This is a genomic window from Streptomyces shaanxiensis (assembly GCF_039537145.1).
In the GTDB taxonomy this organism is placed as follows: Bacteria; Actinomycetota; Actinomycetes; order Streptomycetales; family Streptomycetaceae; genus Streptomyces; species Streptomyces shaanxiensis.
This window is the reverse complement of the sequence record NZ_BAAAZY010000003.1, coordinates 25,669-51,204: the sequence shown is the minus strand read 5'-3', so window position 1 is coordinate 51,204 and position 25,536 is coordinate 25,669. Positions and strand designations below refer to the sequence as shown.

Annotated in this window: 27 protein-coding genes and 1 pseudogene; 18 read left to right on the top strand and 10 right to left on the bottom strand. The window is 69.9% G+C overall.

Going from position 1 to position 25,536, the window contains the following annotated elements; genetic code table 11:
• The first annotated feature begins 202 nt into the window (after positions 1–202).
• From ABD932_RS02480 to ABD932_RS02445, 8 genes are all read left to right on the top strand, one after another.
• A complete protein-coding gene (locus tag ABD932_RS02480; protein WP_345008745.1) occupies positions 203–1,402 on the top strand; it encodes an ATP-binding protein in 1,200 nt (399 codons plus the stop codon).
• Positions 1,399–2,250: a roadblock/LC7 domain-containing protein gene (locus ABD932_RS02475; protein ID WP_425587396.1), complete on the top strand. Its 852-nt coding sequence runs from the start codon at positions 1,399–1,401 to the stop codon at positions 2,248–2,250. Before ABD932_RS02480 ends, ABD932_RS02475 begins: the two co-directional genes overlap by 4 nt.
• Positions 2,243–2,626: a DUF742 domain-containing protein gene (locus tag ABD932_RS02470; protein WP_345008404.1), complete on the top strand. Its 384-nt coding sequence runs from the start codon at positions 2,243–2,245 to the stop codon at positions 2,624–2,626. The genes ABD932_RS02475 and ABD932_RS02470 overlap by 8 nt, the downstream gene beginning before the upstream one ends.
• Positions 2,627–2,629: 3 nt before the next feature.
• Entirely contained in the window at positions 2,630–3,190 is a 561-nt protein-coding gene (locus tag ABD932_RS02465; protein ID WP_345008403.1) for a GTP-binding protein, read from the top strand.
• 10 nt (positions 3,191–3,200) lie between these two features.
• Positions 3,201–4,583, top strand: coding sequence for a cytochrome P450 family protein (locus ABD932_RS02460; RefSeq protein WP_345008402.1), 1,383 nt, complete (start codon positions 3,201–3,203; stop codon positions 4,581–4,583).
• A gap of 89 nt (positions 4,584–4,672) precedes the next feature.
• On the top strand, positions 4,673–5,923 hold the full coding sequence (locus tag ABD932_RS02455; RefSeq protein WP_345008401.1) for a cytochrome P450: 1,251 nt from the start codon (positions 4,673–4,675) through the stop codon (positions 5,921–5,923).
• Entirely contained in the window at positions 5,920–6,702 is a 783-nt protein-coding gene (locus ABD932_RS02450) for an enoyl-CoA hydratase/isomerase family protein (RefSeq protein WP_345008400.1), read from the top strand. Before ABD932_RS02455 ends, ABD932_RS02450 begins: the two co-directional genes overlap by 4 nt.
• Before the next feature lie 171 nt (positions 6,703–6,873).
• On the top strand, positions 6,874–7,170 hold the full coding sequence (locus tag ABD932_RS02445) for a DUF2218 domain-containing protein (RefSeq protein ID WP_345008399.1): 297 nt from the start codon (positions 6,874–6,876) through the stop codon (positions 7,168–7,170).
• A gap of 87 nt (positions 7,171–7,257) precedes the next feature.
• Here the strand turns inward: ABD932_RS02445 and ABD932_RS02440 are convergent, their stop codons facing one another.
• Entirely contained in the window at positions 7,258–7,662 is a 405-nt protein-coding gene (locus ABD932_RS02440; RefSeq protein ID WP_345008398.1) for a pyrophosphohydrolase domain-containing protein, read from the bottom strand.
• Positions 7,663–7,793: 131 nt separating this feature from the next.
• Between ABD932_RS02440 and ABD932_RS02435 the strand changes: the two genes are divergently transcribed.
• A complete protein-coding gene (locus ABD932_RS02435) occupies positions 7,794–8,789 on the top strand; it encodes a TAXI family TRAP transporter solute-binding subunit (RefSeq protein WP_345008397.1) in 996 nt (331 codons plus the stop codon).
• Between the two features lie 105 nt (positions 8,790–8,894).
• Here the strand turns inward: ABD932_RS02435 and ABD932_RS02430 are convergent, their stop codons facing one another.
• Together ABD932_RS02430 and ABD932_RS02425 are read right to left on the bottom strand one after the other, a co-directional pair.
• Positions 8,895–10,286, bottom strand: coding sequence for a sensor histidine kinase (locus tag ABD932_RS02430; protein ID WP_345008396.1), 1,392 nt, complete (start codon positions 10,284–10,286; stop codon positions 8,895–8,897).
• 9 nt (positions 10,287–10,295) lie between these two features.
• On the bottom strand, positions 10,296–10,982 hold the full coding sequence (locus ABD932_RS02425) for a response regulator transcription factor (protein WP_345008395.1): 687 nt from the start codon (positions 10,980–10,982) through the stop codon (positions 10,296–10,298).
• Positions 10,983–11,268: 286 nt separating this feature from the next.
• Between ABD932_RS02425 and ABD932_RS02420 the strand changes: the two genes are divergently transcribed.
• The 8 genes from ABD932_RS02420 (at position 11,269) to ABD932_RS02390 (ending at position 18,074) form a co-directional block, all read left to right on the top strand.
• A complete protein-coding gene (locus tag ABD932_RS02420) occupies positions 11,269–12,045 on the top strand; it encodes an amino acid ABC transporter ATP-binding protein (RefSeq protein WP_345008394.1) in 777 nt (258 codons plus the stop codon).
• An 82-nt stretch (positions 12,046–12,127) separates the two neighbouring features.
• Complete coding sequence (locus tag ABD932_RS02415) at positions 12,128–12,973, top strand: glutamate ABC transporter substrate-binding protein (RefSeq protein ID WP_345008393.1); 846 nt, start codon at positions 12,128–12,130, stop codon at positions 12,971–12,973.
• Positions 12,974–13,069: 96 nt separating this feature from the next.
• A complete protein-coding gene (locus tag ABD932_RS02410) occupies positions 13,070–13,744 on the top strand; it encodes an amino acid ABC transporter permease (protein WP_345008392.1) in 675 nt (224 codons plus the stop codon).
• Complete coding sequence (locus tag ABD932_RS02405; RefSeq protein ID WP_345008391.1) at positions 13,741–14,649, top strand: amino acid ABC transporter permease; 909 nt, start codon at positions 13,741–13,743, stop codon at positions 14,647–14,649. Before ABD932_RS02410 ends, ABD932_RS02405 begins: the two co-directional genes overlap by 4 nt.
• Before the next feature lie 176 nt (positions 14,650–14,825).
• Complete coding sequence (locus tag ABD932_RS02400) at positions 14,826–16,469, top strand: FAD-dependent monooxygenase (protein WP_345008390.1); 1,644 nt, start codon at positions 14,826–14,828, stop codon at positions 16,467–16,469.
• Between the two features lie 158 nt (positions 16,470–16,627).
• A complete protein-coding gene (locus ABD932_RS43915; protein ID WP_313960178.1) occupies positions 16,628–16,714 on the top strand; it encodes a putative leader peptide in 87 nt (28 codons plus the stop codon).
• 94 nt (positions 16,715–16,808) lie between these two features.
• Entirely contained in the window at positions 16,809–17,396 is a 588-nt protein-coding gene (locus ABD932_RS02395) for a cupin domain-containing protein (protein ID WP_345008389.1), read from the top strand.
• 243 nt (positions 17,397–17,639) lie between these two features.
• A complete protein-coding gene (locus ABD932_RS02390) occupies positions 17,640–18,074 on the top strand; it encodes a rhodanese-like domain-containing protein (RefSeq protein ID WP_345008743.1) in 435 nt (144 codons plus the stop codon).
• A 402-nt stretch (positions 18,075–18,476) separates the two neighbouring features.
• Here ABD932_RS02390 and recX read toward each other — a convergent pair whose 3' ends face one another.
• The 4 genes from recX to ABD932_RS02370 all read right to left on the bottom strand — a co-directional run bounded on the left by recX (position 18,477) and on the right by ABD932_RS02370 (position 22,495).
• Positions 18,477–19,460: a recombination regulator RecX gene (gene recX / locus ABD932_RS02385; RefSeq protein ID WP_345008388.1), complete on the bottom strand. Its 984-nt coding sequence runs from the start codon at positions 19,458–19,460 to the stop codon at positions 18,477–18,479.
• Positions 19,461–19,463: 3 nt separating this feature from the next.
• Entirely contained in the window at positions 19,464–20,588 is a 1,125-nt protein-coding gene (recA, locus tag ABD932_RS02380) for a recombinase RecA (protein WP_345008387.1), read from the bottom strand.
• A gap of 374 nt (positions 20,589–20,962) precedes the next feature.
• On the bottom strand, positions 20,963–22,240 hold the full coding sequence (locus ABD932_RS02375; protein WP_345008386.1) for an AI-2E family transporter: 1,278 nt from the start codon (positions 22,238–22,240) through the stop codon (positions 20,963–20,965).
• Positions 22,241–22,300: 60 nt separating this feature from the next.
• Positions 22,301–22,495, bottom strand: coding sequence for a DUF3046 domain-containing protein (locus ABD932_RS02370; RefSeq protein ID WP_345008385.1), 195 nt, complete (start codon positions 22,493–22,495; stop codon positions 22,301–22,303).
• Positions 22,496–22,575: 80 nt separating this feature from the next.
• Between ABD932_RS02370 and ABD932_RS02365 the strand changes: the two genes are divergently transcribed.
• Positions 22,576–23,517: a hypothetical protein gene (locus ABD932_RS02365; RefSeq protein ID WP_345008384.1), complete on the top strand. Its 942-nt coding sequence runs from the start codon at positions 22,576–22,578 to the stop codon at positions 23,515–23,517.
• A gap of 9 nt (positions 23,518–23,526) precedes the next feature.
• Here ABD932_RS02365 and ABD932_RS02360 read toward each other — a convergent pair whose 3' ends face one another.
• The 3 genes and pseudogenes from ABD932_RS02360 to ABD932_RS02350 all read right to left on the bottom strand — a co-directional run.
• Entirely contained in the window at positions 23,527–23,835 is a 309-nt protein-coding gene (locus ABD932_RS02360; protein ID WP_250085885.1) for an AzlD domain-containing protein, read from the bottom strand.
• On the bottom strand, positions 23,832–24,563 hold the full coding sequence (locus ABD932_RS02355) for an AzlC family ABC transporter permease (RefSeq protein ID WP_345008383.1): 732 nt from the start codon (positions 24,561–24,563) through the stop codon (positions 23,832–23,834). Before ABD932_RS02355 ends, ABD932_RS02360 begins: the two co-directional genes overlap by 4 nt.
• Positions 24,446–25,425 (bottom strand): annotated as a pseudogene (locus tag ABD932_RS02350) (AraC family transcriptional regulator); the annotation flags it as partial. The pseudogene ABD932_RS02350 and the gene ABD932_RS02355, both read right to left, overlap by 118 nt.
• Positions 25,426–25,536: the final 111 nt, after the last annotated feature.

Here is a 25,536-nt window from a genome sequence, read left to right as displayed (position 1 = left end):
TGATAACATTCCGCCGTCTGCGACCTTGATCATCTTTTCTCAGGTGCTGACCTGACATCGGCGTGCGCTTCACGCCGGCATTCATGCAGTCCCCTCGTGACGGGTCGCGGATCCTCGCGTTGCGTATCCGTCGACGCCTGCATGCCACGCGCCGGGAAAGGTTTCCATGACTCAAGACGCGCTTCTCTGGTGCCTGGTTGCGATGGTGGCGATAGCCACCGCCGCCGTCGTGGCTTTCGCTCTCCGCAACAGAGCCCTCGAGGTGAGAAAGAGGGAAGCCGAAGCCGCTCTGGGGCAGCGGCTGAGTTACACCGAAACCGAGCTCAGCCGTGTGCGGGGCGAGCTGCAGAGGGTCCGGGACGAGCAGGACGGTGCCATCCGGGAGGCCGAACGAACGGCCGAGGAGAGCACCAAGGCAGTCCTCAAGGGTGCCGCCCGCTTCCTGCAGAGCCTCGCGGCCGAGCAGACGAACCTGCTGGACGAGATCCAGCGCACCTACGGCGGGCACGCGGTCCTCACCGACCTGATGGACGTCAACCACGCCAACGCGCAGATGGCGCGGAAGGCCCAGGGCATCGCGGTCATGTGCGGTGCGCCCCTCGGCCGCCGCAACCAGCCTGCCAGCGTCTACGACGTCGTCCGCAGCGCCCAGAGCCAGATCCGCAACTTCCATCGCGTCGAGATCATGCAGCCGAGCGGCATCGCGCTCAAGGCGTCCGCCGTGGCGCCGGTAGCCCTGGCCGTCGCCGAACTGCTCGACAACGCCGCCAGTTTCTCCCAGGCGGACGCACCGATCGAAGTGACGTTCCAGCGGGTCCAGAAGAACCTGTGCATCGTCATCGACGACGCCGGCGTGAGCATGAGTGACGAGGACCGCCAGAAGGCGACCGCGCTGCTCTCCGGCGATGCCGTCCCCCGGCTGTCCCAGCTGGGCACCCAGCCGAAGTTCGGTTTCCCCGTCATAGGCCTGATCGCCCGCCAGTACGGCTTCAAGGTGGATGTCACCGGAGTCTCCCGGTACGGCGGTGTCCGTGCCGTCGTCCTGCTGCCCGAGGAGCTGTGGACCATGGAGGAGACCCCGCCGCAGGCCACCGAGGCATCGGCGCCGGTGAGTGGCATCCGACGGGTCGACGCCCGTGAGCAGGGCGACGCCCGTACGATGCACGGCCTGCCGAAGCGTGGCGCCCGCAAGTCGCCCATCGTCGGTGTCCCGTCCGGTGGGGGCACCCCCGGCGGGAGTGCCCTTGGCGGAAGTGCCCTTGGCGGAAATGCCCTCGGCGGGGAGCAGAAGCCCAGAAGAGTTCCTCGTGGCTCCGGCGGAGGCCTTGGGGCTTTCCAGCGCGGCACGCTGACGGGCCGTGACCTCGACGCCCCGACGCCGGAAGGGTCCGAAGACGGATGACTACTACAGACATGTCGTGGATGGTCCAGGACATCGTGGACAACGTCCCCCGGGCACGGCACGCCGTGGTGCTGTCCGCCGACGGGATCACCCGCGGGGCGACGAACGGCCTGGCCCCCAAGGACGTACGGACCATCTCCGCGGCCATGGCCGGAATGCAGTCGCTGAGCCGGGCCACCGCTCACTTCGCCGGACCGTCGCAGGACCGGCAGTGGAGCCAGACGATCATCGAGTTCGCGCACGGCTGGGTGTTCCTGATCGGTGCCGGGCAGGGCGCCTACCTGGCCGCCGCCGCGGAGTCCGATGTCGACATGCAGCAGATCTCCTTCCGGATGCACCGGCTGGTAGCCCGGCTGGGCAACAACCTCACCGCAGCGCCGCGGGTGAACGCCGGTGACCCCGCTCGCATCGGACGCGATGCCGCGGTGCCGGACGAAGGGGCGGGCAGTGCGGGGTTCGCCCTCGCCGAACTGGACGAGGCGATCGCTTCCGTCCACGGTGCCCGGCACGCCCTGCTGCTCGGAGCGGACGGTCTGCCCCGCGGTGCGAGCGCGGGGATCGGCCGGGACCTGGCCGACACGATCTCGGCGGCCATGACGGGCATCCACGCCTACAGCCGTGCGACGGCGCCCTTCGCGAGCGGGCTGCAGGACGACGAGTGGCGGCAGACGGTCATCGAGTTCCAGCACGGCTGGATCTTTCTCATCGCGGCCGGCGAAGGCGCCTTCCTGGCGGCGGCCGCGGAACCGGACTGCGACATCGAGGAGTTCACCAGCCGTCTGAGCGACGTGATACCCACGCTCACCGCGCGGCAGGTACCGCAGGGAGGGGTGCTCGGCGATGCATGACGAACCGGACAGCGAGCTGGAGCTGACGTCCGCGTTAGTCCCGCTCTTCGTCATCGCGAAGGGACGTGCGCTGCCCGCGGAGCACGAGTACGAGCACACCACGCTCGTCACCGCCCAGGAGGGCACGTCGGCCGCGGCCCGCACCTTGACCCCCGAAGGCCGCGCGGTCATGGAGCTGATCACCGACGGCTTCCTGTCCGTGGCCGAGGTCTCCGGCTACACGCGGCTGCCGCTGGGCATCGTGCGCATCCTGCTGGCGCAGCTGGCCGAGGACGGCCTGATCTTCGTGAGGAATCCGGTGCCAGATCACCAACGTGTCGACCGGGAACTGCTCACCGCCGTGCTCGACGGCCTGAAGACCCGATTCGGAGCGTAAGCCGTGTACCTGGATCCAGCCGTCTCGCGCTCCGTGAAGGTCCTGGTCGTGGGCCACTTCGCGGTCGGGAAGACCACCTTCATCGGAAGCATCTCCGAGATCGAGCCACTGCAGACCGAGGAAGAGATCACCGAGGCCAGCGAGGGCCTCGACGACCTCTCGGAGACGCCGGACAAGACGACCACGACAGTGGCGATGGACTTCGGGCGCCTGACCCTCAGCGACACCCTGGTCCTCTACCTCTTCGGAACCCCGGGACAGGAACGCTTCAAGGAGATGTGGCAGGGCCTGTCCCGGGGCGCGCTGGGTGCCCTGGTCCTGGTGGACCCGGAGCGGCTGCACGAGAGCTTCCCCATCCTGGATCTGGTCGAGCAGTTCGGCCTGACCTATGCCATCGGCGTCAACCGCTTCGACGGCACCCCCGCCTACCCACTCGACGAGGTACGCGAGGCGCTCAACCTCTCCGAGGACACCCCCATCGTCCACTGCGACGTCCGTGACGAGAACTCCTCGGCGGAGTCACTCATCACCCTCGTGAAACACCTCATGTCCACACTCGGCTAGGAACCACGGCATGCAACAGCACTCCGACAGGACCGGGGCACCGGCCGGCTGCCCCGCTCACGGCAACATCCAGCTGTACGGACCCGAATTCGGCTCGGACCCCGAGCGTCACTACGCCCACCTGCGCTCGCTCGGGCCCAGTGCCCCGGTCGACATAGCACCGGACGTCCAGGTCGAGCTGGTGACCAGCTACGACGCGAGCCTGCACATCCTGCAGAACCCCGCCCTGTTCGTGCGGGACTCACGCCGCTGGAACGCGCTGAACGAAGGGCGCGTGCCCGCGGACAGCCCGGCTCTGCCCATGATGGGTTACCGCCCCAACGCGCTGTTCAGCGACGGAGCGGCACACGCCCGTCTGCGGCAGGCGGTCACGGACAGCCTCGCCACCCTCGACGAAGCCCGACTCGTCCGTCTGACCCAGCAGTCGGCCGACTACCTGATCAGCCGTTTCAGCGCCGAACCCCTCGGCCAGGCCGAGCTGATCTCCGCCTACGCCCAGCCGCTGCCCCTCCTGGTCTTCAGCGACCTGTTCGGCTGCCCGCCCGAGATCGGCGACCGCGTCATCGTCGGGATCAGCGGCATCTTCGAAGGCACGCCCGGTGCCGACGAGATACTCGGCGGTGCGCTCGCCGAGCTGATCGCCCTCAAGCGCCACCAGCCCGGCGAGGACCTCACCACCCGCCTGATGGTGCACTCCGCGCGGCTGTCCGACGAGGAGGTGCTGCACCAGCTCGTGACCCTGCTCTCCGGCGGAACGGCACCCCTGACCGCCGCGATCGGCACCAGCAGCGCGCTGTATCTCAGCGACGACTGGCCGGCCGGCCTGCCGGTCGAGGAAGCGCTGGTGAAGACCCTGTGGAACTATGCGCCGATCGCCAACTACGCGGCCCATTACCCCACGCAGGACGTCGAGTTGAACGGCAGGACGCTCAGGGCCAACGACCCGGTCGTGATCTCCTTCGCCGCGGCCAACACCGACCCCAAGCTGACCGCACACCGCGAACAGCTCAGCGCCAAGGCCCATCTGGCCTTCGGCGCCGGCCCTCACTCGTGCCCGGCCAAGGACCCCGCGTTCATGCTCGTGGCGACGGCCGTGGAGTCCCTGCTCAACCGGCTGCCCGACATCGAACTGCGCGTCCCGTTCAAGGACCTCGCCTGGGCTCCGACGCCATGGAGCCGCTCCCTGGTGACGATTCCCATCCGGTTCACCCCGCGCACCGTGCCCTCGGCCCCGGCCGCCCAGCCCACGGCACCCCGGTCCGCCCAGTCGGCGCCTGCTGCCCCGCCCCAGGCGTATGCGGCACCGCGGTCGGCCCAGCATGCGGCGCAGCACGCGGCGCAGCACAAGGGCGGGCTGTTCAGCCGCTTCCGCGCATGGGTGAGGGGGGAGTGACGCAGGTAACCCTGTGAGGACACAGTGTTAGTGGATGCTTCAAGTACCCCAGGGGTACGTATGGCGGCTGGCAGAAAGGAGCCGCCAACGTGGCGAGCATTACCACTCCGTCTTTTGACCGTCGGGCCAACCTCTCCCTCTTCTCCCGTCTCCGGAAGGCCGAGGGGCAGGCAGATCCGTTCCCGATCTACGCGGAGCTCAGAGCGCGGGGCGGCGCCATCAGCCCCGCGCCCTGGGGAGGGTTCCTCGTGACGAGTTTCAGCACCTGCGACCAGATACTGCGCAGCAACGCCTGGCTCGAACCGGATACGCGCTGGCGAGAACAGCAGGGGGTGAGCACACGCTGGGGCGCCCCCTCCTCCCGTGAGATCAGCCGCACGCTGCCCGCCCTCAACCCCCCGGAGCACACCAGGGTGCGCCGGTCCGCCGGTAACTTCGACCGCACCACCATCGAGCGCATGGGCCGCAGAGTGAGCCAGGTGGTCGACGACCTGCTCGACACTCTGATGGAGCATCTGCACACAGGGGAGGCGGACTTCGCCGCCCTGGTGAGCGAGGAACTCCCCGTCGCCACCATTGGCAACTGGCTCGGACTGCCGCGCGCGGACTGGCCCCGCCTGCGCGAGCTGACCCACGACCAGGTCTTCACCCAGGAGCTGCTGCCCTCCGCCAGCCAGCTGGCCCGGTCCGACGCCGCCATGGCCGAACTCCGCGCCTACTTCCTGCACTTGGTGCGCGAGCGGCGCGCGCGTCCCGGCGAGGATCCCGTGTCCCGGTGGATCAAGACATGGGACTCCATGGAATCGGACCGGGACAAGGCCGACGAAGCGGTCTACTTCCTGGCTCTGTTCGTCCTGCTGGCAGCCCTGGAGACGACCTCCACCCTGCTGTCCACCATGACGCTCCTGCTCGTCGAACACCCCGACCGGTGGAGCCTGCTCGCGGCACAACCCGACCTCGTCCCCGCGTTCGTGGAGGAGGCGCTGCGCTACGACCCTCCGACCCATGTGATCAGCCGGGTCGCCGCCGAGGACTGCTTACTGCACGGCGTCGAGGTCCGCGCGGACGAGATGGTCCACCTCTTGGTGGGCGCCGCCCACCGGGATCCCGCCCAGTACGACCGCCCCGATGTGTTCGACCCCCGCCGCAAGGCCACTCACCTCTCCTTCAGCGGAGGCATCCACTACTGCCTCGGGGCGCCCCTGGCCCGGCTGGAGGCCCAGATCCTTCTGCACCGAATAGTCACACGCCTGCCTCGCCTGACCCTGGCCCGCCGCCCTGACCGGGCGCCCCGGGTGGCGTTCAGGCGTCTGCTGAACCTGGATGTCGCCCTCGCATGAACCCGCCGACCGCCACCCCCTCCATACCCGCGCGCACGCCCGTAGGCGTCACGCAGGACGGCCCAGTCCTGCACGTGCGGCTCAACCCCTCCCTCCAGGACGACACGCTGAGCACCGCCGTCCTGGACGACCTCATCGCCGTACTCGACAACCTCCACGAACGACCCGACATCCGCATCCTGGTCCTCTCCTCCATGGGCGACGACTTCTGCCTGGGAGCCGACCGTCGGGAGTACCGGGACGCCCTGACGCTGGATCCGACCGGAGCCGCGCTGCGCCGCGTCACGGACAAGGCCCACCGGCTGTGCCAGGCCCTGGAGAACACCCACGCCATCACCATCGCCCGACTGCACGGCAAGGTCATCGGAGCAGGCCTCGCACTCGCCGCCTACTGCGATCTCCGCGCGGGCGCGGACTCCTGCCGGTTCCGCATGCCGGAGGTCGGCATCGGTCTCGCCCCTGCCTGGGGCGGCGCCATGGGACGCCTGATCGCGGAGGCCGGCGCCGCGAGGATCCGCGAACTCATGCTCACCTGCGACGCCTTCGACGCCGCCACCGCCCACCGACTCGGTCTCCTCCACAAGGTCGCCCCCCTGGACCAGCTGGACGACACCGTCGCCGCCTGGACAAGACCCCTCGCCCGGCGCTCCCCCGAGGCTCTCCTCCTGACCAAACGCATGCTCACCGGCTACGCGAAAGCCGCCCGCACAGCCGACGTCACCCTGCTCGACTCCCATCTCCTGACCGCCCAGTTGGTTCCCCACGGAGGCGGTGGCTGAGAGCGCCCGGCGAGGCCGTGCACGGTGGGCCGGGAGCGGTCCACCTCACGGGGCCGGCCTCGCCGTCCTGCATGCGGCGGGTGACCTCGTCCCGGCCGTAGGCGTTGATCGCGAGCCCGCTCTGGCAAATTTGAATCAGCCGGCCCGTCCAGCCCTCGAAGGAGTACTCGCATGCCCTCCTCCCTCGCCCGCGTCGCCACCGACGCTGCCCCGCGCTACGCCAAGCAGCTCGCCTCGCACTTCGGCCGGAAGATCCCCGTCGAGGAGTCAGCCGACGGCGGGCACCGCCTCACCTTCCAGAACACCGACGTCGTCCTCGAACCGCAGGACGACCACCTGCTGATCCGCGTCACCGCACCCGACGCACCCACGCTCACCACCATCCAGGGGGTCGTGGGCAGCCACCTCGAACGCTTCGGCCGCCGCAACGAACTCACCGTCACCTGGGACGCGCCCGCTCAGGACTGACCGGAGAGAGCCGCGTCCCGGGACTGACCTGTAAGGCCCGCGCCCCAGGACGGACCGGCAGGCACGGCCGTCCGGCCGACAGCGGCACTACGCCCCGCCAGCACCCCACCCCTGGCTGCGCAGCACTCCCGACACATCCGGTGCCTCGTAGTGCTCGCCCTTGAGCACCTTGCCGTCGGCCCGGCGGGCGACCTGGCCGTCGGGGCCCAGCTTGGTCATGTTGGAGCGGTGGATCTCGGCGAGTACGGCGTCGAGGTCGATGCCGTGCACCAGGGCCGTGCCGTACGCGACGTAGACGACGTCCGCCAGCTCGTGCGCGAGCCTGTCGAGCGGGCCGGTGACGGACACCTCGGCGACCTCCGCGGCCTCCTCCGCAAGCAGTTCTCCCCGGTGCGCGGCCATGTTCGGGGACACCTCGGTCGGCGTACTGCGGGCTTCGAGTCCGAAGGCGAGGTGGAATTCACGGACCAGGTCGGCGGGCGAGGAACTCATGCGCCGACTCTAGCGGCCGGGTCCGACAGTCCCCCTTGCGAAGGCCCCCGGCACGAGAGGCCGCCCACGCACCCGCCCTTTGTGACCCCTGCCCTGGTCAGCACCGTGTACCGGCTGGCAGGATCTCGGCCATGTCCAAGGCACTCACCCGCATCAGCAGGCGCCGGGCCCTGCAGGGCGCGGCCGCCGGGTTCGTTGCCTTCGGGTTGCTGCTGTGGTGGCTGCTGCCCCTGGGCGAGGAACCGCCGAGCGGGACGATCACGTTCAGTACGGGCACGCGCGCGGGTGTCTACCAGGAGTACGGCGCCCTCCTGCGCAAGGAGCTCGCCAAGGACATGCCACAGCTGAAGGTGCAGCTGCAGACGAGTGACGGCTCGCAGGAGAACGTCAAGCGTGTGGCGACCGGGCAGGCCGACTTCACGATCGCCGCGGCGGACGCGGTGGACACGTTCAAGATCGACGGCAAGCCCGTCACCGACCGGCTGCGCGGTGTCGCCCGCCTCTACGACGACTATGTCCAGCTGGTCGTCCCGCCGGACTCCGACATCCGCTCCGTCGCGGACCTGAAGGGCAAGCGGGTGGCCATAGGGCGGGCGAACTCCGGCGTGCGGCTGATCGCCACCCGGGTGTTGGAGGCCGCCGGGATCGACCCGGAGAAGGACATCACCCCCCGGTCGGACGGCATCGACACCGGGCCCAAGCGGCTGGGGCACGAGCTCGACGCGTTCTTCTGGTCGAGCGGGGTGCCCACGGACGGGCTGGAGGAGATCGCCGAGACCTCCTCGTTCCGGTTCGTGCCGATCGACGCCGACCTCGTCGCCAAGGTGCACGCCACAGGGGACACGGCCCACTTCTACCGCGCGACCAACATGCCGGAGTCGGCGTACCCCACCATCCAGAACGGCGACACGGTGCCGACGATCGCCGTCTCCAACCTGTTGATCACCCGCAAGGACATGGATCCCCGGCTCACGGAATGGCTGACCCGTACGGTGATCAAGAGCCGTGACGGCATCGGCGCCCACGTCCACTCGGCGCAACTGGTCGACCTGCGTACGGCGATCTACACCGACCCCCTGTCCCTGCACGAGGGCGCCAAGCGCTACTACCGCTCGGTCAAGCCGTAGGAACCCGGCGAGGCCCGGCCGTGGGCGGCGCCGCCAGGCCGTAGCACGCGGCGACGCCGGGCCGTAGGCAGCTGACGGCACCTGGTCGGCCATGGGCCCGCCCCGTCACTGCGTCGGCGCCGACCTCGGCACCGTCACCGTCACCCGCAGCCCGTGCGGCTCGTTGCGGCCGAACGAGATGGAGCCCTCGCCCGCCGCGAGCAGCGCCCGCGAGATCGACAGGCCGAGGCCCGAGCCCTTGATGTTCTGGTGCCGGCCGCTGCGCCAGAAGCGGTCGCCGATACGGGCGAGCTCCTCGTCGGCGAGTCCGGGCCCGTGGTCGGACACCACGATGGTCGACGCACCGCCGTTGGAGGTCACCGTCACGTCGACGCGCTCGTCCTTCGGAGTGAACTTGACGGCGTTGTCGATCACGGCGTCCAGCGCGCTGGACAGCGCCACCGGGTCGGCCCAGGCGGTGGTCGGCGGGCAGTCCCCCACCAGTCGTACGCCCTTGGCCTCGGCGGTCGGAGCCCACGCCGCGACACGCTCGGCTGCCAGCGCGCCGACGTCGGTGAGCCTCAGGTCGGCCTCGGTGTGCTCGGCCAGGGCCAGGTCGAGCAGGTCGTCGAGAACCTCGGCCAGACGCTTGCCCTCGGCCTGGACCGATGCGATCTCCTGATTCCCCTCCGGAAGTTCGAAAGCGAGCAGTTCGATGCGCAGCAGCAGCGCCGCGAGCGGGTTGCGCAGCTGGTGCGAGGCGTCGGCGACGAAGGCGCGCTGCTGCTCCAGCACGTCCTCGACGTTGTCCGCCATCTCGTTGAACGACCGGGCCAGCCGCCGGAGTTCCGGCGGACCGCTGGCAACCGCGACCCGTGACTTCAGCCGGCCGCTCGCGATCGCGTGCGTGGTGATGTCCAGCACGCGCACCGGCCTGAGCACCCAGCCGGTCAGCCGGAGCGCGGCCCCGACGGCCACCAGCATCGCGGCCGTCAGACCGGCCCCGATGATCAGCCAGCCGTCCAGGATCCGCGAACGCATCTGCCCGGTCGGCGAGTCGGTGACGACCACCGCGACGACGTCACCGTCCCGGATGACCGGCGACGCGACGACGAGACGGCCCCGCTGCCAGGGCCACACCTGCTTGGGGTCGTGGCTGCGCCGACTGAGCAGCGACTCCTCGAAGGCGTCGCGCACCTCGCCGGTCTCGGGCAGGAACCAGGTCGTCGGCCCGTTGGCCAGGGGGGTGTCCGTGGGCAGGAAGACGCCGGCCCGGATGCCGTAGACCTCGTAGTAGCTCTCGAGTTCCCGGCTCAGGATGCGCAGCTCGTCGCGGGATCCGGTGGTCGTGTCGGCGGCGGGGCGGGCGATGGCCGCGAAGTACGCCGTGTCGTCGATCCGGTCGACGACCACCTTCTGCTGCTGGGCCGAGGCCAGGCTGACGGCGAGCGGTACGCCGAGCGCGAGCAGCACGGCCGCCATCAGGACGATGAGCAGCGGGAGGAGACGAGTGCGCACCCTTGCCCGCTACGACGCCGGGGCGACGAGTCGGTAGCCGACGCCGCGTACGGTCTCGATCAGGGCCGGCATGCGCAGCTTGGCGCGCAGAGACGCCACATGCACCTCGAGAGTGCGCCCGGTCCCCTCCCAGCTCGTGCGCCACACCTCGCTGATGATCTGCTCCCGGCGGAAGACCACCCCGGGACGCTGGGCGAGCAGGGCAAGGAGATCGAACTCCTTGCGAGTCAGTTGGACAACCGAACCGTCGACACTGACCTGGCGGGTGGGCAGTTCGATGTGGACCGCGCCCAGACGCAGCACACCCTCGCCGCCCGTCCCGGCGTCCTCCTGCACGTTGCGCCGGCTGACGGCGTGGATCCGGGCGAGCAGCTCTCCGGTGTCGTACGGCTTCACCACATAATCATCGGCCCCGAGGTTGAGGCCGTGGATGCGGGAGCGGACGTCGGAGCGTGCGGTGACCATGATCACCGGGGTGCTGGTGCGCTTGCGGATCTTGCCGCAGACCTCGTAACCGTCCTGGTCGGGCAGGCCGAGGTCGAGAAGGACCACGCCGAAGCCGTTGCCCTCCGGAACGAGTGCCTGGAGGGCCTCCTCGCCGCTACGCGCGTGCGTGACGTCGAAACCGTGCCGCGCCAGAACCGCGGACAGAGCGGCGGCGACATGGTTGTCGTCCTCGACGAGGAGCAGTCTCATCCCGGCCTCCTTCGGTTCACTGGCCGTACGATTCAGATAGATACACAGTGCGTGCACGCGCGCGTGCACCATGGAAGTCACGCTGATGGACGAGGACGCCGTCAAGTGGGTTCCGGTTGCGGGCGGCTTCCGTTATCCACCCGGTACGCGCCCAGGTCGCAAGTGCTACGACACGTGTCCGATTGCTATCGGATCGTGATGCTCAGATTCCCCTCAGAACTAATGACGCAGGTCGGATACGGTTATTACTGTCCTCCGAAACCGAGGAGGACGGAGCCTGAGAGCGATGACCGAAGTATCGGTGGCCAAGGAAGACGTGGCCGCGACCGGCGAGCTGGTCGTCCTGAAGAACGTGAACAAGCATTTCGGCGCGTTGCACGTGCTCCAGGACATCGATCTGACGATCGCCCGCGGCGAGGTCGTCGTGGTCATCGGACCCTCCGGGTCCGGGAAGTCCACCCTGTGCCGCGCCATCAACCGCCTCGAGACGATCGACTCCGGCGCGATCGCCATCGACGGCAAGCCCCTGCCCGCGGAGGGCAAGGAGCTGGCCAAGCTACGTGCTGACGTCGGCATGGTCTTCCAGTCCTTCAACCTTTTCGCGCACAAGACCGTGCTCGAGAACGTGATGCTGGGCCAGATCAAGGTCCGCAAGGCGGACAAGAAGAAGGCCGAGGAGAAGGCCCGTGCCCTGCTCGACCGGGTGGGCGTGGGCAACCAGGCGGACAAGTACCCCGCCCAGCTCTCCGGCGGCCAGCAGCAGCGTGTGGCCATCGCCCGGGCACTGGCCATGGACCCCAAGGTCATGCTCTTCGACGAGCCGACGTCGGCTCTCGACCCGGAGATGATCAACGAGGTCCTGGAGGTCATGCAGCAGCTCGCCCGCGATGGCATGACCATGATCGTCGTCACTCATGAGATGGGTTTCGCCCGTTCCGCCGCCAACCGGGTGGTATTCATGGCAGACGGCAAGATCGTCGAAGAAGCTGTGCCGGACCAGTTCTTCAGCAACCCGCGCAGCGACCGTGCGAAGGACTTCCTGTCCAAGATCCTGCACCACTGACGGACCGCTTCACGCACCCGACGACCTGTGTCACCGTCTCCGACGGACGACGCATCTCTTCATCACGCAAAGGATGTTCACCATGAAGCTCCGCAAGGCCTCCGCCGCGGCGGCCGCTGCACTCGTCCTTTCCCTCACTGCCACCGCCTGTGGTGGCGGCGACGGTGACAACGAGGGCGGCTCGGGCTCCGACGGCGGCGGCAAGATCAAGATCGGCATCAAGTACGACCAGCCGGGTCTGGGCCTGAAGGAGCCGGACGGCACCTTCTCCGGCTTCGACGTCGACGTGGCGACGTACGTGGCGAAGGAGCTCGGCTACGACGCCGACCAGATCGAGTTCGTCGAGACGAAGACCCCGGACCGCGAGAACGCGCTGAAGCGCGGGGACGTCAAGTTCATCGCGGCCACGTACTCGATCACCGACGAGCGCAAGAAGTCGGTCGACTTCGCCGGCCCGTACCTGCTGGCCCACCAGGACCTGCTGGTCAAGGCCGACTCCGACATCACCGAGGCCACCGACCTCAACGGCAAGAACCTGTGCTCGGTGACCGGCTCCACCTCGGCGCAGAACGTCAAGAACGACTTCGCCCCGAAGGCCAACCTCAAGGAGAACAGCGGCTACTCGGAGTGCATCTCCTCGCTGCAGAGTGGTGCCGTGGACGCCCTGACCACGGACGACTCGATCCTCGCCGGCTTCGCCTCGCAGGAGCAGTACAAGGGCCAGTTCAAGCTCGCCGGCCTCAAGCTGAGCAACGAGAACTACGGCATCGGTGTGCAGAAGGGTGACACCGAGACCCTGAACAAGATCAACGCCGCCCTCGAGAAGATGGTCAGCTCGAAGGCCTGGGACAAGGCGGTCGCGGACAACTTCGGTCCGGCCAAGTACAAGAACGAGCCCGCGCCGAAGATCGGCGTCATCGTCCAGTAGCGCAAGGATCCACCGGCGCGCCGCCGTCCACCGCGATCAGGGCGGCGGCGCGCCGCGCTATCCACATACGCCACCCACCCGGAAGCGCGGGAGATCGTGTTCGACTTTCTTTCTGACTATGACAACCCAACCTTGTTGGGTGCCTTCTGGATGACGGTGAAACTCACCGTCGTCTCCGGCCTCGGTTCCCTGATCTGGGGCACCCTTCTGGCCGCGATGCGGGTCAGCCCGGTCCCGCTCATGCGTGGGTTCGGCACGGCCTATGTGAACATCGTCCGGAACATTCCCCTGACGGTCATCATCATCTTCACCTCGCTCGGCCTCGCCGATGTCTTCGGCGTGACGATGGGCGCCACCGACTTCAAGGTCCAGGGCTTCCGCCTGGCGATCCTCGGTCTCGTCGCCTACACCGCGGCCTTCGTCTGCGAGGCGATTCGTTCCGGCATCAACACCGTGCCGCTCGGCCAGGCCGAGGCGGCCCGTGCCATCGGGCTGACCTTCAGTCAGACCCTCCGGCTCATCATCCTGCCGCAAGCCTTCCGCTCGGTCATCGGCCCGCTGGCCAACGTGTTGATCGCCCTGACCAAGAACACCACGGTGGCGGCCGCGATCGGCGTGGCCGAAGCCGCCTACCTGATGAAGGAAATGATCGAGAACGAGGCTCAGGTGCTGCTCATCGGAGCGGTCTTCGCCTTCGGTTTCGTGGTACTGACCCTGCCCACCGGCCTCATCCTCGGCTGGCTGAGCAAGCGACTGGCGGTGAAGCGATGACCTCCGTTCTCTACGACGCCCCGGGCCCTCGCGCCAAGCGGCGCAATGTGGTCATCTCGGTAGTCTTCTTCGCCCTGCTTGCCCTCCTCATGTGGTTCGTCTATGACGCCATGAACGAGAAGAACCAGCTGGAGTGGGCCCTGTGGAAGCCGTTCACCCAGTCCGAGGCCTGGACGACGTACCTGCTGCCGGGCCTGGCCGACACTCTGACGGCCGCGGCGCTGGCGATGGTGATCGCCCTTCCGCTGGGCGCGGTCTTCGGCATCGCGCGCCTGTCCGACCACCGGTGGGTGCGGCTTCCGGCCGCGTGGGTGGTCGAGTTCTTCCGGGCGATCCCGGTCCTGCTGCTGATGCTGTTCGCCAACGAGTTCTACGACCGCTGGACGAACGTCACCACTGAGCAGCGACCGCTCTACGCGGTCGTCACCGGCCTGGTGCTCTACAACGCGTCCGTCCTCGCCGAGGTCGTACGAGCCGGCATCCTCGCCCTGCCCAAGGGGCAGTCGGAAGCCGCCATGGCGATCGGCCTGCGCAAGAACCAGACGATGCGAGTCATCCTGCTGCCGCAGGCCGTCACCGCCATGCTGCCGGCCATCGTCAGCCAGCTCGTTGTCATCGTGAAGGACACCGCGCTGGGCGGCGTGATGATCGGGTTCACCGAGCTGCTCAACTCGCGCGCCACGCTGGCGGCCTTCTACGGCAACCCCATCGCCAGCTTCGTCGTGGTGGCGATCATCTACATCGTGCTCAACTTCATCCTCACCAGCTTCGCGAGCTGGCTGGAGAAGCGGCTGCGGCGCAGCAAGAAGAGCACGGGCGCGGTGCTCAGCGCCGAGGACATGGAGGAGCTGAACCCGGCGGCGACGGGTGGCACCTACGGGACCGGTGCCGGAGGATCCATCTGATACACCGTCAAGTGACGTGAGCAACAGGAGGGCAGTGGCGTGATCGCCACTGCCCTCCGTCACTTGACGCAAGCACCGGCAATGGGTTGCATACGTTCTGTGATCGTGCACCCTGCTCCAACTTTCTGTTCACTTGCGTCCTTCGGGACACCGCTGCGGGCAGGGAGCGCCGCGCCGTGGACCCGGTGATCATCGTCGGAGCGGGGCCCGTCGGGCTCACGCTCGCCCTGGCGCTGGCGCGTCAGGAGGTACCGTCCGTCGTTCTCGACGAAGGGCCCGGCAAGGACGAGCCCCGTCTCGCGCGCACCGTCGTCCTGCGCGAGGACACCGCCGCCCTCATGGAGCGCCTGACAGGTGTACCGCTCGCCGAGGCCGGGGCCCGTTGGGCCGGATGGCGGGCGATCCGGCGCAAGCAGGTGATGCGCGAGGTCAAATTCGACGACGCGACGGAAGGCCCCGAGGGCGCCACGAACCCCGCGCCCCTGCACATCGCCCAGCACGTGCTGACCGGCGCCCTGCGCGCCGCCCTCGCCGGCGAACCGCTCGTCAAGGTCGCCGTGAACAGCCGCCTGGACGCCATCGAGCAGGAGCCCTCGGGCGTCACCGCCCACACTCGCGGCCCCAAGGGCACCTGGTGGCGCGGCAGCTATCTGGTCGGCTGCGACGGCCCGCGCTCGACCGTCCGCAAGCTCCTGGACATCCGTTTCCCCGGCCGTACGGCGGTGGAGCGACACGCCGTGGCCGCACTGCGGGCGGAACTTCCATGGGACGGTAAGGCGTTGCTCCATCGGATGCCGCCGTGGCGGACGTCCGGACCCTCGGGCGGGGAGGTCACCGGACGGCCGCTTCCGGACGGGGTGTGGCGCCTCGACTGGCTGCTGCCGCCGGGCAAGGACCTGGTCACGCCCGAGGTACTGGTTGCTCGCGTCCGGGAGACGCTCGCCGGATGGACCGACGGGCCGACACCGCCGTACGAACTCCTCGACACCGGAGTTCACACGGTCCACCACCGGCTGGCCCGCCGCTGGCGCGTGGGCCGCGTCTTCCTTGCCGGGGACGCGGCGCACTGCCTCGGCACGCTGGGCACGCACGGGCTCGACGAGGGGCTGCGGGACGCCGACAACCTCGCCTGGAAGCTGGCACCGGCCTGGCACCACGGGCCGCACGAGGCGCTGCTCGACAGCTACCAGGCGGAGCGCCGCGCCGTCGTCTCCGCCCGGCTGCGCGCCGCCGACCAGGCGCTGCCGCTGCTGCGCGGCGGCGGAGGGCTGCGCGCGTACGTGCCCGGCTCCACCCGCGGCCATGACGCGCTGCTGATGGACGGCCACCTGGGACAGGGAGCGATCGGCGGGCCGGGTTCGTACGCCGCCTCGCCGCTCGCTCCCCGGGACCTGGAGGGCGAGGTCCCCGTGGACACACCACGCGGTGCGCAGGTCATGGACGTACAGGTCACTGCCGAGGACGGCTCCTTCGTACGACTAAGGGACCGGCTCGGCCGCAACGCTCTGCTGGTCCTGCTGATCGCGCCGGGCACGGGCGTGTGGGAGCGCAAGCACTGGGTGACGGCGGGGATCATGCCCCGGCTGGTGGCGGCGGTGACGGCACTCCCCCATCCGGCGGAGCTGCTGGTCGCGGAGAGCTACCCGGGTGCGGCCGCGCACTCGGTCCTGCTGGTACGGCCCGACGGGCACCTGGTGACGGCGTTGAGCGGGGTCCGGCCGGCCGATCTGTACGCGGCGGCCGAGGCGGCGCTGGGGGGACCGGTCAAGGTGCAGGCCGGGGCGGCGGCAGAGGCGGGGGCCACGGCTGGGTCGCGCTGATGCCGTCGTACGGCACCGGTTCTCACCTGCCGTACGGACGTGGCACTGACCTGTCGTACGGCACTGGCACCCACCTGAAGTAGAACTCACTGTCACTGTGCGGTCCGCATAGTGACAGTGAGTTGACCGGTTCGCACCGGCATGGTGTACTCCGGATCGTGACCGACACCTGTGTGCGCCTGTGGCGGAGGGTCCATATGGACCTCGTCCGCTATGCGGGCTGCGTGTGTCGCCCGTCCTGCTGAACTCGCATCCCTTTTCTTCCAGCGCGCGTCGCTCGCGTCGTATGACGCCTCTGCCGTCGCGCGCTCTTCGCGAACTCTCTTCAGGACGGTGCCCGTGTCTGTCTCTTCTGCCGCCGTAGCCGCTTCTCAGCCGGTTGCCGCACCGGTCTCGACGCCCACTTCCTCGCCGGTTTCCACATCCGCTTCCACGCCTACGCAGGCGGATCTCCTCGACTTCGTCCGGCGCGCCGCCGCCGACGCCGACCTGATCGCCTCGCTTCCACTCGACCCCGAGGGCCGTACCTGGGTGCGGCTCGAAGGCCCCGGCGGCAGCGAGGCCTGGTTGATCGGCTGGCCGCCCGGAACCGGCACCGGCTGGCACGACCACGCCGAGTCGGTCGGGGCCTTCGTGACGGCGGCCGGTGAGCTCAAGGAGCACTCACTCGCCGTCCGGCTGCCCGCCGACGGCTGGAAGACGCTGGAACTGGCGGACGGCGTGGACCGCGAACGCCGGCTGCCGGCCGGCAAGGGCCGCTCTTTCGGCCGCCACCATGTACACGAGGTCCTCAACGACTCCAGCGCCGACCAGCACGCGATCTCCGTGCACGCCTACTATCCGCCCCTGCCGCAGATCCGCCGCTTCAGCCGCAGCGGGCCGATTCTGCGCCTGGAGCAGGTGGAGCGTCCGGAGGACTGGCAGTGACTGCGGCGGGGGCGTGATCTGTGCAGGTCAGTGGCGCTGCTTCGGTGCGGGGCTTGGCCGGACGGCCGGTTGTTGGGGGGTGAGTTGGCGGTGAGTGGCCCGAGCGGGCAGGCGGGCGGCCAGGGCGAGCTGGAGGTGGGCATAGGCGACGCGAGCGCGCAGGCCGACCGCAGGGGCGAGCCGGCGGTGGGCTTGAGCGGCGCGAGCACGCAGGCGGTCCGTGGAGGCGAGGCTCAGGCGTGCGTGGGCGGCGGCGTGGCTGAACCGCCGGTCGGCATCGACGAGTTGCTGGAGCGAGTGCGCGCCGGCTACACGCGGGTCGAGCCGCGTGAGGCGTACGAGTTGGCGCAGCACGGCGAGGCTCTGCTGGTCGACATCCGGTACGCGGCCCTGCGCGAGCGGGACGGGTTGATCCCGGGCGCCCTCGTCGTCGAGCGCAACGAACTGGAGTGGCGCCTCGACCCACAGGGCAGCCATCGCGCCCCCGAGGCCACGAGCCACGACCTGCGAGTCGTGGTGATCTGCAACGAGGGCTACGCGTCGAGTCTGGCAGCCGAGTCCCTACGACGACTGGGGCTGCACCGGGCCACCGATCTCGTCGGGGGGTTCCAGGCGTGGCGGGCGGAGGAGCTTGCGGTGACGGCGCGAGCGGGTGCCGCGGCGGAGGTGAAGGCGTAGACGTTCCGAGGCGCCGGTGTCCCGGAGGGCAGGGGCGGAGAGCGCAGGGGAGCGGCCGTGTCTGCGTGGCCTTGGAGCCTCTGGCGGCCGCTCCATCGCGCCTCGATCGGGTGGACGGCACGCACGGTCCCGAAGGGCCGGTAATGGCCCCGCAGTTCCGCGAAGTCCTACGCCAGTGTCGTACCCGTACGCCAGTGTCGTGCCCTTAGTCACGGCCTGCCTTCTGGCTGCGCGGGCGAGACGCGCCCTCCGGCCCACCCCCGCTCCGAACCCGGCCCCAAACGCGATGGGCGCCCCCGCGCGTCCACCGTGCCCGGGGCCAGGGCCGGAATCCCGCGGCCACGGACCTCCCCCGCCCGCCTGCCCCCGGCTCCCGCTCCCGCGCCCCGCCGCACTACGGGATCAGAACCCCTCGTCCCCGAGGAACTCCGTGTCATCGCCCTCTTCCTCCAGTGCCTGTCGGACCACCCGCAGAGCCATCCCCTCGGGGTAGCCCTTGCGGGCGAGCATGCCCGTGAGGCGGCGCAGGCGTTTGTCGCGGTCGAGGCCGCGTGTGGAGCCCAGCTTGCGGGCGACGAGTTCGCGTGCGGTCGCCTCTTCCTGCTCGGAGTCGAGCTGTGCGACGGCCGCATCGATCAGCGTGGAGTCGACGCCCTTGGTCCGCAGTTCCCGGGCGAGCGCGCGTCGCGCCAGTCCCCGGCCGTGATGTCGGGACTCCACCCAGGCGTCCGCGAAAGCGCTGTCGTTGATAAGGCCGACCTCCTCGAACCGCGACAGCACCTCCTCGGCGGCGTCGTCCGGGATCTCCCGCTTGCGCAGGGCGTCCGCGAGTTGCTTCCGCGTGCGCGGGGTCCCGGTGAGCAGACGCAGACAGATCGCCCGCGCCTGCTCCACCGGGTCCCCTGGGGGCGTCCTCTCCTCGGCCCTCGACGAGGAAGAAGCGCCTCCGTCCTCACCGGACGGCTCTGTGCGGCCGCGCCGACGCCGCCCGCTTGGGCCGCCCGAGCCATCCGAACCCCGATCCCGAGCCCCGCCACGGACCCGGCGCGAGCCACCGCGGCGCGCTCCGGCCTCCGCACCGAGCGCCGAGCCGTCTTCCGGCCACGCCTCGCCGTCCACCGCACCATGGCCGGACCCGTCGCCGTACGTCAGGCCCGGGTCGTCGTCATAGGCATGGCCCGACTCGTTCCGGAACCCCCCGTACGACGCCCTCGTACTCGTGCCGTACGGCCGCGTGCCGCCGCTCCCCCCGTCCGTGTCATGGGCCGTGTCCCCGCCGTAGGCCTCTCCGCCCATCCCGGAGGAGCCCTCGTCGCCGCCTCTCCCCCGCTCCAGCGGAGCATCCGGATAGGCGGCGTACTCGGCCCAGTCCGTTCGTCGCGTCACGGGTCAGCTCTTGGCTGCGGCGGCCTTGGTCTTGGCTGCCTTGGCCGCCGGGGCGGGAACCGTCTTCGCGGCGTCGTCCGGGGTGGCGGAGACCGCGGCGTCCGCACCCGGCTCGGCGGCCGGCTGCTCCGGTCGTACGCCGACGCCCAGCTTCTCCTTGATCTTCTTCTCGATCTCGTTGGCCAGGTCGGGGTTGTCCTTCAGGAAGTTGCGCGCGTTCTCCTTGCCCTGGCCGAGCTGGTCGCCCTCGTACGTGTACCAGGCGCCGGCCTTGCGGACGAAGCCGTGCTCCACGCCCATGTCGATCAGGCCGCCCTCACGGCTGATGCCCTGGCCGTAGAGGATGTCGAACTCGGCCTGCTTGAAGGGCGGCGCGACCTTGTTCTTGACGACCTTGCAGCGGGTGCGGTTGCCGACCGCCTCGGTGCCGTCCTTCAGGGTCTCGATGCGCCGGATGTCGATACGCACCGAGGCGTAGAACTTCAGCGCCCGGCCGCCGGTCGTGGTCTCCGGCGAACCGAACATCACGCCGATCTTCTCGCGGAGCTGGTTGATGAAGATCGCGGTGGTCTTGGACTGGTTGAGCGCGCTGGTGATCTTCCGCAGGGCCTGGCTCATCAGACGGGCCTGCAGACCGACGTGGCTGTCGCCCATCTCGCCCTCGATCTCCGCGCGCGGGACGAGCGCTGCGACGGAGTCGATGACGATCAGGTCGAGCGCGCCGGAGCGGACGAGCATGTCCACGATCTCCAGCGCCTGCTCGCCGTTGTCCGGCTGGGACAGGATCAGGTTGTCGATGTCGACGCCGAGCTTCTTCGCGTACTCGGGGTCGAGGGCGTGCTCCGCGTCCACGAAGGCGACCTGGCCGCCGGCCTTCTGGGCGTTCGCCACCGCGTGCAGGGTCAGGGTCGTCTTACCGGAGGACTCCGGGCCGTAGATCTCCACGACACGGCCGCGCGGCAGGCCGCCGACGCCGAGGGCCACGTCGAGGGCGGTCGAGCCGGTCGAGATGACCTCGATGGGCTCCATCGACCGCTCGCCCATGCGCATGACCGCGCCCTTGCCGAATTGCCGTTCAATCTGTGCGAGCGCGGCGTCGAGCGCCTTCTCGCGGTCGGTTCCTGCCATGGGTTCCACCCGGTTTGCTTGAGTCGATCGCTTCACGTCAAAGACGCTAACGCCTGCCACTGACAATGCGCCCCGACGCCCGTCCGGCCTGTGGAAAACTCGGGCACTTCTACGTCGAAACCGTGGCGAAATGCCCGCCGGGAGCCTTGCCGGAGCCTCCATGAGAATGGATGTTCGATTTTCGTGTCAAGCGCACCACCCGGCACCTCCGAGACTACGTCCGCGGTCCGCCAACGCCCCGGGCTCGCACGGCCTCTGTGACGCCGGGCTCCCGCCCGACCACTCTCACCGCCGGATTCCCGCGCGGACCTCCGTCGCCATCGGATCCCCGCCCAGCAGCTGTCACCAAGGCGAACCGGTCCGCGCGGCCGGGCTCAGGAAGAGGAGTTCTCCCCGGAACTCCCCGACTCCGTCGGGGGCCGCTCCCCCCGGGGTCGTCGTGCCCACCGCTCACGCGCGCGTGAGAACAGCCTGGGCCCCGTTCCCCGTCTCCGGTGTCCGTGGACGCGGGGGTCGTCGGTGACGGCGTACCGCTTCACGTACGCCCCCAGGAACGCCTGCAGCGTCGCGATCGCCGGAATGGCGATCAGCGCGCCCACCGCGCCGAGGAGGGCGGTGCCCGCGACGACCGACCCGAAGGCGACGGCGGGGTGGATGTCGACGGTCCTCGCGGTCAGCTTGGGCTGCAGCACGTAGTTCTCGAACTGCTGGTAGACCACGACGAAGATCAGCACCCACAGCGCATACCAGGGATCGACCGTGAATGCGATCAGCATGGGCAGGGCACCCGCGAGATAGGTGCCGATGGTGGGGATGAACTGCGAGACCAGGCCGACCCACACGGCGAGCGCGGGCGCGTACGGCACGTCCAGGCTCTCCAGCAGGATGTAGTGGGCTATGCCTGAGATGAGCGCCATCAGGCCGCGCGAGTACAGGTAGCCGCCGGTCTTGTTGACGGCGATCTCCCATGCGCGCAGTACCTCGGCCTGCTTGGCGGGCGGCAGCACGGAGCACAGGGCCCGGCGCAGTCGCGGGCCGTCGGCGGCGAAGTAGAACGAGAACAGCGTGATCGTCAGCAGTTGGAAGAGACCGCCGAGGACCTGGGCGGACACGTCGAGGACCCCGGTGGCGCTGTTCTGCACGTAGTTGCGCAGCCAGTCGGAGCGGAGGAGGCCCTCCTGGACGTCCACGCGGCGCAGCTCGGTGTTGAAGTGCGTGTTGATCCAGTTGATGACGGAGTCGAGGTAGTCCGGGAAATCCTCGACCATCTTGATGATCTGGCCCGCGAGCATGGATCCCAGCAGCGTCACGAACCCGGCGGACACGACGATCACGGCGAGGAAGACAACGGCCGTGGCCAGCCCCCGGCGCATGCCGCGCGAGGCCATCCAGCTCACCGCGGGCTCGATGGCCAGGGCCAGGAAGAACGCGATGAGGATGTTGATCAGCAGCCCGGTGAGCTGGTGGAAGGCCCAGCTGCCCAGCTGGAACGCACCGACGAGCGCCAGCGCGAGCACCATGGCGCGCGGCAGCCAGCGTGGCATGCGGGCGTCCGGCCCGGCGGCGCCCTCGCCCGGCGGCGGGGTGGGCGGCGTCGTGCCGAACGGTGATTCGTGCCGGGCGACCTGCCCGGTCTCGTCAGTGCGTGCCACGGAGCAAGTGTCGCCCACGCCACCGACAACCGGCTGCCGTCCTGCGATCTTCGTTACCGGTCAGCGCCGCTCCCCCGGAACGTTCATGACGGAGCAGACCACACGCCACACGTCCTTGGCCTCCCAGCCCGACGCCAGCGCCTCGTGCACCGTGCGTCCACCGAGCTCCGACATCACGTGGTCGCGCGCGAAGGTGTCGGCGTACCCCGGACCGAAGTGGTCCGCCATCCGCTCCCAGAAGACCGTCAACCGCATGCGTCCAGTATCCCGCCCCTGAGAGTGGGCCTGCGCCGGGACCGCTTGCCGAGACCGCTTTCCGTCCTACGGTCTGTCGCATGGCCGAAACAGGAGCCCCCCTCCCCCCGACGCCCCCGGCGCACTCCCCGCTCTTCCGCGCCGAGCAGTTCGTCTGGCTCACCGCGCGCGTGCTCGAACAGCGCCTCTTCGCGTACCACTTCCTGAACGGCGCCGCCGACCCGGTGGAGACCGCGCTGGACGCCTACCGCAACGAGGACGGCGGGTACGGCCACGCGCTGGAGCCCGACCTGCGCGGTCCGGTCAGCCAGCCGCTGCACACCGGTCACGCACTGCACATCCTCGACGCCGTCGAACGCTGCGGCGGACAGCGCGTGGACCGCGTGTGCCGCTACCTCACCTCGGTCTCCACGCCGGACGGCGCCCTCCCCGCGATCCACCCCAGCCAGCGCGGCTACCCCACGGCTCCTTTCCTGCCGATCACGGACGACCCGCCCAGCGCGCTCCTGGTCACCGGGCCGGTGGTCGGCCTGCTGCACCGCAACGAGGTGTGGCACGCCTGGCTGTTCCGGGCCACGGACTTCTGCTGGCAGGCGGTCGAGTCCCTGGAGAAGTCCCATCCGTACGAGATCGAGGCCGCCGTGGCCTTCCTGGACTCCGCTCCCGACCGCACGCGCGCGGAGGCGGCCGCCGACCGCCTGGGCCGCATGGTGCGCGAACAGGGCTTGGCGGCACTGGAGCCGGACAACCTCGACACGCACCCGGCCCCACCCGGCCACGCCCCGGACGGGCACCACTTCCCGCACGACTACGCGAGGACGCCGCGCTCCCTCGCGCGCGCGTGGTTCACGGACGACGAGATGGCCCGCTCCCTGGACCACCTCGTCGGCGAGCAGCAGGAGGACGGCGGCTGGCCCGTCCGCCGTCGCCAGTGGGCACCGGGCACCGCCCTGGAGGCGCGCCCCATGGCGACGATCGAGGCGCTGCGCACTCTCAGGGCCCACGGCCGCCACATCGGCTGACCTGCCGCGTCACCCGCCCATGGCCCGCACCCCCGCCGTCACCACCACGGCCGCCGCGACGACGAGCAGGAACGGCGCCCGCAGGACGAGCGCCACGGCAGCCGCGGCGACTCCGGCCGCCCTCGCGTCCAGCACCAGTGCATGCCCGTCGCCGAACGTCTGCTGAGCCGTGAGGGCGGCGAGGAGTGCGACGGGCAGCAGGGCGGCAAGGCGCCGGACGAGCGGCCTCTCGAGAGCACCCGCGGGCACGAGCAGTCCGACGAGCTTGACGACGTAACAGCCGAGAGCGGTGACGCCGATCGCGATCCAGGTGCTCACAGCTCTCCCTCCCGCGCATCTCCCCTGCGCCGCCCCTCGGCCCACAGCACGACCGGCGCCGCCAGTGCGGCCACCAGAACAGGCACGCCGGCCGGCAGCACGGGCAACAGCCCGAGCCCCAGAACCACGGCCAGGGCGGCGACGGCGCGCTCGGTCGCGGACTTCAGCATCGGCGCCAGCAGTGCCAGGAACACGGCGGGCCCGGCGGCATCGAGCCCCCAGGCATCGGTGTCACCGATGGCCTCGGCACCCCACGCACCGAGCAGCGTGGTGAGGTTCCACAGCACGTACAGACTCAGCCCTGTCACCACGAACCCGATGCGCGCACTGCGGCGTGTCGGCTGCGCCAGCGCGACAGCGGCCGTCTCGTCGATCACCCACTGTGCGGCGAACGGCCGCACCGCGCGCGGGAGGCTGAGCAGTTGCGACAGCCGCAGCCCGTAGAACGCGTTGCGCACCCCCAGGAAGAAGGCACCCGCCGCCGCGGTCAACGGGGTGCCGCCGGCCGCGAGCGCCCCCACGAGCGCGAACTGCGACGCTCCCGTGAACACCAGCAGGCTGAGCGCACAGGTCTGCAGGAGCGTGAGGCCGCTGCCCGCCGACGTCACCCCGAAGGCGAACCCGGACAGCCCGACGGCGACCCCGACGCCCAGGGCGTCCCGGACGACAGCCGCGTCGGGCTTGCCTCCTGCGGTGCGGAGGTCTGCGATGGTTCTCTGTTCTGCCACGCCTGCGACGCTACGAAAGCCCCTGCCAGGCGTCTTGTACGTTCTTGCGCTCCCGCTGATAGGCCCCCGGCGGCACGCCCACGATCCTGGTGAAGTGCCGGTTCAGATGCGGCTGGTCGGTGAACCCCACCGCGACTGCGGCCTCGGCCGGTGAGCCTCCCGCGTCCAGCAGCCGCCGAGCCCGCCGTACCCGCGCGTCGGTGAGCCAGGTGTGCGGCGGCATCCCGTACAGGTCCCGAAACGCCCGCAACAAGGCGAACGGCCCGGTACCGAGATCGGAGGCCAGCCTCTCCAGACTCGGCGGCTCGGCCATCCGCTCCTCCAGCACCTCACGCGCGCGTACCGCGATCCGAGCCCCCGCCGTCCGCACGTCCCGCTGTGGCAGGGCCCCGCCGTTCAGCCGCAGCAGCCGCGTCACCGCAACGCGCAGCAACGTATCTGCAGCCAGCGCGTTGCCCTCGTCGGCGGCACGCAGCACTTGATGCACCAGGCCCACGGTGTACGGATCGTCCAGCACCGGCCTGATGAACCCCGGAGTCCCGCGGATCGAGGTGGTCTCGGCCGCTATCTCCGCCACCACGTCCGGCGACGGGTACACGGCCCCGTACTGCCACCCCTCAGGAACCCCCGCCCGCCCGGTGTGCGCCGTATCCGGATTGACCAACGCCAGCGCACCGGCCCCCGCGTACTGATCGGCACCCCGGCAGTGAAAGACCTCCACGCCGTCCGCGATGGCGGCGATCACGAAGTTCTCGTGGGTGTGCCGCACGAACGTCTTCCGTATGTACCGGGCCCGCAGCAGATCGACGCCGGGCAACTCGGTGTACTGCCAGTGCCGCGCCTGCTCGCCCGAACCCGCCATGGGTCCATTCTCCGACAGAGCGCCGAAGGCAGTAGGCCCACCGGCCCGCGGCCGCCCACGGCGGGAAGGGGACGTGCCGCCCCGACCCACCGACCGACCGCAGTCGCTGCG